The 6,417-nt window shown below is 54.7% G+C and carries 9 protein-coding genes and 4 tRNA genes; all 13 read left to right on the top strand.

Going from position 1 to position 6,417, the window contains the following annotated elements; genetic code table 11:
* Positions 1-113: 113 nt before the first annotated feature.
* The 13 genes from birA (at position 114) to rplL (ending at position 6,325) form a co-directional block, all read left to right on the top strand.
* Positions 114-1,073, top strand: coding sequence for a bifunctional biotin--[acetyl-CoA-carboxylase] ligase/biotin operon repressor BirA (birA, locus tag ACM6IM_RS02885; protein WP_414864099.1), 960 nt, complete (start codon positions 114-116; stop codon positions 1,071-1,073).
* Complete coding sequence (locus ACM6IM_RS02880) at positions 1,063-1,812, top strand: pantothenate kinase (protein WP_192309371.1); 750 nt, start codon at positions 1,063-1,065, stop codon at positions 1,810-1,812. Before birA ends, ACM6IM_RS02880 begins: the two co-directional genes overlap by 11 nt.
* 7 nt (positions 1,813-1,819) lie before the next feature.
* Positions 1,820-2,260, top strand: a complete 441-nt coding sequence (locus ACM6IM_RS02875) for a hypothetical protein (RefSeq protein WP_201196840.1) — start codon at positions 1,820-1,822, stop codon at positions 2,258-2,260.
* A gap of 143 nt (positions 2,261-2,403) precedes the next feature.
* A tRNA-Tyr gene (locus tag ACM6IM_RS02870) sits at positions 2,404-2,488 on the top strand.
* A gap of 23 nt (positions 2,489-2,511) precedes the next feature.
* Positions 2,512-2,585: transfer RNA gene (locus ACM6IM_RS02865), tRNA-Gly, on the top strand.
* Positions 2,586-2,611: 26 nt separating this feature from the next.
* Positions 2,612-2,687: transfer RNA gene (locus ACM6IM_RS02860), tRNA-Thr, on the top strand.
* A 218-nt stretch (positions 2,688-2,905) separates the two neighbouring features.
* Positions 2,906-2,981: transfer RNA gene (locus ACM6IM_RS02855), tRNA-Trp, on the top strand.
* A 45-nt stretch (positions 2,982-3,026) separates the two neighbouring features.
* Positions 3,027-3,395 (top strand): preprotein translocase subunit SecE, encoded by a 369-nt coding sequence (gene secE / locus ACM6IM_RS02850; RefSeq protein ID WP_007896620.1) that lies wholly within the window; start codon positions 3,027-3,029, stop codon positions 3,393-3,395.
* Between the two features lie 9 nt (positions 3,396-3,404).
* Positions 3,405-3,938, top strand: coding sequence for a transcription termination/antitermination protein NusG (nusG, locus tag ACM6IM_RS02845; RefSeq protein ID WP_192309367.1), 534 nt, complete (start codon positions 3,405-3,407; stop codon positions 3,936-3,938).
* A 117-nt stretch (positions 3,939-4,055) separates the two neighbouring features.
* The gene (rplK, locus tag ACM6IM_RS02840; RefSeq protein ID WP_003176435.1) at positions 4,056-4,487 is read left to right on the top strand and encodes a 50S ribosomal protein L11; all 432 of its coding nucleotides are present in this window, start codon (positions 4,056-4,058) and stop codon (positions 4,485-4,487) included.
* Positions 4,487-5,182: a 50S ribosomal protein L1 gene (gene rplA / locus ACM6IM_RS02835; protein ID WP_192309365.1), complete on the top strand. Its 696-nt coding sequence runs from the start codon at positions 4,487-4,489 to the stop codon at positions 5,180-5,182. Before rplK ends, rplA begins: the two co-directional genes overlap by 1 nt.
* A 198-nt stretch (positions 5,183-5,380) precedes the next feature.
* A complete protein-coding gene (gene rplJ / locus ACM6IM_RS02830) occupies positions 5,381-5,881 on the top strand; it encodes a 50S ribosomal protein L10 (RefSeq protein WP_192309363.1) in 501 nt (166 codons plus the stop codon).
* 78 nt (positions 5,882-5,959) lie between these two features.
* Positions 5,960-6,325: a 50S ribosomal protein L7/L12 gene (gene rplL, locus ACM6IM_RS02825; RefSeq protein ID WP_033703494.1), complete on the top strand. Its 366-nt coding sequence runs from the start codon at positions 5,960-5,962 to the stop codon at positions 6,323-6,325.
* The last annotated feature ends 92 nt before the right edge of the window (positions 6,326-6,417 follow it).

Genomic DNA, 6,417 nt, shown 5'->3' with positions numbered 1-6,417 from the left:
TTATGCAGGTAGGGGTTTTGTTTTTGCTCGCAGAAAAATCCTCCTGGCTCGTTTTCTATGCAACGGGTCAAGGCGTGGCTATTATGCGTGCCTCATTGTGAGGCGAGACTTGCATGCTGACGTTGTTAAAGCTTCTTAAGGATGGTCGATTTCATTCGGGGCAGGCCCTGGGCGCTGCTTTGGGTGTCAGTCGTAGTGCCGTATGGAAACAGCTTCAGCTTCTAGAGGCTGAGCTGGGGCTGTCCATCCATAAGGTGCGAGGGCGGGGCTATCAATTGGCTGCGCCGTTGACGCTGCTTGATCCGGTCGCAATAGCGGAGCAGGCGCCTTCCTGTGATTGGCCTATCCTGGTTTTTGATTCTATCGACTCTACGAATGCTGAAGCGCTGCGTGCCATCGAGCGAGGTCAGGCGGCGCCGTTCCTTGTTTTGGCGGAGCGGCAGACTTCCGGTCGTGGGCGCCGTGGGCGCAAGTGGGCCAGTCCGTTTGCGGAGAATATCTATTACAGCCTGGTGCTGCGTATCGACGGTGGTATGCGGCAGTTGGAGGGTTTGAGCCTTGTCGTTGGGCTTGCGGTCATGCAAACCTTGCGTGCGATGGGTATTGCGACAGCAGGTTTGAAATGGCCTAACGATGTGCTGGTCGGTCAGAAAAAGATCGCCGGGATTTTGCTCGAGTTGGTGGGTGATCCTGCAGACGTATGTCACGTGGTGTTGGGTGTTGGCGTTAACGTGAACATGCAGATGACCGATGAGGTCGATCAGCAGTGGACATCCATGCGGCTTGAGTCAGGGCGTGCATTTGATCGCAATCACTTGGTCGCTCAATTGGGGCAAGTGCTTCAAGACTATTTGCGTCGGCATCAAATGGGTGGATTTCCCGCTATCCAGGCCGAGTGGGAGGAGCATCATCTGTGGCAGGGGCGAGCGGTATCGTTGATTGCCGGCGTCAACCGGATAGAGGGTGAGGTGCTGGGTATTGATAGTCAGGGTGCTCTGCGCTTGAGGGTGGGTGGTGTGGAAAAAGTCTTTAGTGGCGGTGAGCTCAGTTTGAGGTTGCGCGATGATTCTTGAGCTCGACTGCGGAAACAGTTTCATCAAGTGGCGAGTGCTTGCGACTGATGCATCCCGGGCTATTGGAGAAGGGGTTGTCGACACCAACCTTGCGCTTCTGGAAAGTCTGAGTGTGCTCACGGGGCTCGATCTCAAGTTTTGTCGGTTGGTCAGTGTCAGAACTGAAGAAGAGACTGCCGCGTTGGTTTCCCTGTTGACGGCGTCCTTTGGCGTTGAGGTGGTCTGTGCGAAGCCTGCTCGCGAAATGTCGGGTGTTCGCAATGGCTATGAGGAATTCGAACGCCTTGGGCTTGATCGCTGGCTGGCGATGCTTGGTGGATACCACCTGGCGTCGGGCGCATGTCTCGTGCTTGATTTCGGCACCGCCGTCACTGCGGACTTTGTTGCGGGCGATGGGGGGCATCTTGGCGGTTTCATCTGTCCGGGAATGCCGTTAATGCGTAACCAGTTGCGTACCCATACTCGCAAGATTCGCTACGGGGATCTGGCTGCCGAGCGCGCCCTGGAAAGTTTTGCGCCGGGGCGCACGACCGTGGAAGCGGTCGAGCGCGGCTGCTCCTTGATGCTGCGGGGTTTTGTTCTGACGCAATTGGAGCTCGCGCGAAGCTATTGGGGTGAAGAGTTCTCCGTGTTCCTGACTGGGGGGGACGCAGAATTGGTTGCCGGGATTGTGCCTGAAGCCAAGGTGATTCCTGACCTGGTGTTCGTGGGTTTGGCTATGGCATGCCCTTTGTCCTGAGGTTCCTATGCGTTGGTTGTTCCTGCTGCTGCTCGTCCTCAATGTGTTCTATTACGTTTGGCATCAACAAGAGGCTCCCCTGCGAGCGAAGGATGTCACGCCTTTGAGTCTGTATCGGGGGAGCCAGCAGGATATTCGTCTGTTGAGTGAGGCGACTGATGCGTCCCGCGATAAAGGAAAGCCAGCCTTGGCAGACGGTGATTGCTTGTATCTGGGCGGTTTCGTGCGTCAGGAGGTGCTTCAGGCGGCTGAGCGGCGCTTGAAAGGCATGGAGATCAAGTATCAGCCTCTCCCCAGGGATGTCCCTGATTTCGCTGGCTATTGGGTGCGAGTAGCCCCCGAAAGCCGGCGCTGGCTTGACGATGTACAGTTGCAAAACCTTTCCAGAGAATTCAATGACTTAAAACATAAAATAATGCCTTGCGAGGGGGTTGCGCCCGCGGAATAGTTTGCATAGAATGGCGCCCGCTTCGCAGTGAAGACCTTTGAAAGGGCTGCAGTGCAAAGCGATGTCAACGCAGCTAACCTCAGGTTTTTTATGAGAAAATGCTTGACAGAAGGCTGGCATGATATAGAATGCCGGCTCGCTTAGGAGGGGTTCCCGAGCGGCCAAAGGGATCAGACTGTAAATCTGACGTCTACGACTTCGAAGGTTCGAATCCTTCCCCCTCCACCATTTTAGCGAGAGCTGCAAGCTCCGCGGGTATAGTTTAGTGGTAGAACCTCAGCCTTCCAAGCTGATGATGCGGGTTCGATTCCCGCTACCCGCTCCAAGTTTGCAGATTTTGCATAGTGTTACGCTCTTGTAGCTCAGTTGGTAGAGCACACCCTTGGTAAGGGTGAGGTCAGCGGTTCAAATCCGCTCAAGAGCTCCATATGACAAGGCAGATATGAAAATATCTGCCTTTGTTTTAATGGCTTGCTTGGTTTGGTTGGCTCCTGGTCTGTTGGTGGGATTGCAGCGGGTTAGGGGTGATCGTAGTAGGTTTCGTGCCGCTATTGCTGATGCTTGCGGTGCTGGGGCTGAAGTCGTCGAGTAAGTTGTTGTAATGTCTTTTTCGGGCCTGCATAATGGTCGGCCTGATTTTGTTTTAGGTCAGTAGCTCAATTGGCAGAGCGACGGTCTCCAAAACCGTAGGTTGGGGGTTCGATTCCCTCCTGACCTGCCAGATTCACTTGGTGTGTCTGGCTTTCTTTTCACAGGATCTTCATAGATGACTCCTAAAGCTGAAGCTCAAGGCTCTCGCTTCGATCTGCTCAAGTGGCTAGTAGTAGTCGCTTTGGTGGTTGTTGGCGTTGTTGGTAATCAGTATTACTCTGCTTCGCCGATCCTGTACCGCGTACTAGCGTTGCTTGTCATTGCTGCTGTAGCTGCCTTTGTAGGCCTGCAGACCGTCAAGGGCAAGTCTTTCTTCGTACTGGTTAAGGAAGCGCGCACCGAGATTCGTAAAGTCGTATGGCCAACTCGCCAAGAAACCACGCAGACCACGCTGATTGTCGTGGCTGTGGTGCTGGTTATGGCGCTGCTGTTGTGGGGTCTTGATTCCCTGCTCGGTTGGCTTGTCTCCTTGATTGTCGGCTAAGGGTGTCCCGTGGCTAAGCGTTGGTACGTTGTGCATGCTTACTCCGGTTACGAGAAGCATGTCATGCGCTCGTTGATAGAGCGCGTAAAGCTGGCTGGCATGGAAGATGGCTTCGGCGAAATTCTGGTTCCCACTGAAGAAGTGGTTGAAATGCGTAATGGCCAGAAGCGCAAAAGCGAGCGTAAGTTCTTCCCAGGTTATGTGCTGGTTCAGATGGATATGAACGAGGGTACTTGGCACTTGGTCAAGGATACTCCTCGCGTCATGGGCTTCATTGGCGGTACCGCTGATAAGCCTGCGCCAATCACTGATAAAGAAGCCGATGCGATTCTGCGTCGTGTCGCTGACGGTAGTGACAAGCCGAAGCCGAAGACTTTGTTCGAGCCGGGTGAGTCCGTACGCGTCAATGACGGGCCGTTTGCCGACTTTACCGGCACGGTTGAAGAGGTTAACTACGAGAAGAGCCGGATCCAGGTGGCAGTGCTCATTTTCGGTCGCTCTACTCCGGTAGAGTTGGAGTTCAGCCAGGTCGAAAAGGTCTAGCTGAGCAAGCATCCCAACCCCACAGCCCCAGGCTGTGGGGTTTTGTCGTCACTGGGATAAACGCGCAAGTAACCGGGGAGCCTTTCGAGGCGTTCGAACCCGTAATTGGAGTGCCTCATGGCCAAGAAGATTACCGCTTACATCAAGCTGCAAGTGAAGGCCGCTCAGGCTAACCCAAGCCCACCTGTTGGTCCTGCTCTGGGTCAGCACGGCGTGAACATCATGGAATTCTGCAAGGCTTTCAACGCCCGTACTCAGGGTCTTGAGCCAGGTCTGCCGACTCCAGTGATCATCACTGTCTACAGCGACCGTAGCTTCACTTTCGAAACCAAATCCACCCCTGCTTCGGTTCTGCTGAAGAAGGCGGCCGGTCTGACCAGCGGTTCCGCTCGTCCGAACACCGTTAAGGTTGGCACTGTGACTCGTGCTCAGCTGGAAGAAATCGCGAAAACCAAAAACGCGGATCTGACTGCAGCTGATATGGATGCAGCCGTGCGTACTATCGCCGGTTCTGCTCGTAGCATGGGCCTTAACGTGGAGGGTGTGTAATGGCTAAGCTGACCAAGCGTCAAAAGGCTATCGCCGGCAAGATCGAAGCAGGCAAGGCCTACAACTTTGTAGACGCCGCTGCACTGCTGGCCGAGCTGTCGACTGTCAAGTTCAGCGAGTCGTTCGACGTAGCTGTAAACCTGGGCGTTGACCCGCGTAAATCCGACCAGGTCGTTCGTAGCGCTACCGTGCTGCCACACGGCACTGGCAAGACCGTTCGCGTTGCTGTGTTCACCCAGGGTCCAGCTGCTGAGGCCGCTCTGGCTGCCGGCGCTGACCGTGTAGGTATGGACGAGCTGGCTGCCGAAATGAAAGGCGGCGACCTGAACTACGACGTAGTGATCGCATCCCCGGATGCAATGCGCGTTGTTGGTCAGTTGGGTCAGATCCTCGGTCCACGTGGCCTGATGCCTAACCCTAAAGTCGGCACCGTTACTCCAGACGTAGCTACCGCGGTCAAGAACGCCAAGGCTGGTCAGGTTCGTTATCGCACCGACAAAAACGGCATCATCCACACTTCCGTTGGCAAGATCGGCTTCGACGCCGTCAAGCTGAAGGAAAACGTTGAAGCTCTGATCGCTGACCTGAAGCGTATCAAGCCAGCTTCTTCGAAAGGCATTTACGTCAAGCGCGTTACCCTGAGCACCACTATGGGCCCAGGTCTGGTCATCGACCAAAGCTCGCTCGACGCGTAAGACACAGATTGGCGCGAGCGATTGCGCCAATTGAAAAATTGGGGTCCCTGCCTGGCGGGGGCTATCCAAGACCGTAGGCGACGCAAGTCTTAAACCACAAGCCTACGCAGATGGTGCTCCCGGTTCCTTACCGAATCAGACACCAAAACGACATCCGGCTTCGGTCGGATGAAACGGTAACAAGCAGGAGTTAAACCCGTGGCAATTAAACTCGAAGACAAGAAGGCCATCGTCGCTGAAGTCAACGAGGCTGCCAAAGTCGCTCTGTCCGCTGTCGTGGCTGATGCCCGTGGCGTAACAGTAGGCGCAATGACCGGACTCCGTAAAGAGGCCCGTGAAGCTGGCGTATACGTACGTGTCGTACGTAACACCCTGCTCAAGCGCGCTGTTGAAGGCACTGAATTCAGTGTTCTCAACGAAGCGTTCACTGGCCCTACCCTGATTGCATTCTCCAAGGAACATCCAGGCGCCGCCGCCCGGATTTTCAAGGAGTTCGCCAAGGGTCAGGACAAGTTCGAGATCAAGGCAGCTGCGTTTGATGGCAAGTTCCTTGCCGCTAACCAGATCGACGTGTTGGCTACCTTGCCAACTCGCGACGAAGCTATCGCAAAACTGATGAGCGTGATCCAAGGCGCTACCAGCAAGCTGGCTCGTACTCTGGCAGCCGTTCGCGACCAGAAAGAAGCTGCTGCAGCCTAAGGCTCAGTCGAATCTTTCCAAATCATTTGTTTAATTTGATGGCTGCGTAGGCTGTCACCCCAATACAGGATTCAAGTCATGTCTCTGACTAACGAACAAATCATCGAAGCAATCGGCCAGAAAACCGTTCTGGAAGTTGTTGAGCTGATCAAAGCAATGGAAGAAACCTTCGGCGTGACCGCTGCTGTTGCTGCTGCTGGTCCAGCTGCTGCTGCCGCTGTTGTTGAAGAGCAAACCGAGTTCAACGTTGTTCTGCTCGAAGCTGGCGAAAAGAAAGTAAACGTGATCAAGGCAGTTCGTGAACTGACTGGTCTGGGCCTGAAAGAAGCCAAAGAGAAAGTCGACGGCGCTCCTCAGGTTGTAGCTGAAGGCGTTTCGAAAGAAGCTGCTGAAGACGCTAAGAAGAAGCTGGAAGAAGCAGGCGCTAAAGTCGAGCTGAAGTAAGCATCGACTTTGCTCCTCCAGCCCGAGCGTTAAGCGAAAGGCTGATGGCTGGTGGCTCTTGCCACCGGCCTTTTTCCGTTATTGGCAGCCGA

The sequence above is a fragment of the Pseudomonas sp. IT-P12 genome, assembly GCF_949767465.1.
In the GTDB taxonomy this organism is placed as follows: Bacteria; Pseudomonadota; Gammaproteobacteria; order Pseudomonadales; family Pseudomonadaceae; genus Aquipseudomonas.
Note: the sequence above shows the minus strand (reverse complement) of the source record. Positions and strands in the feature narration are given on the sequence as shown.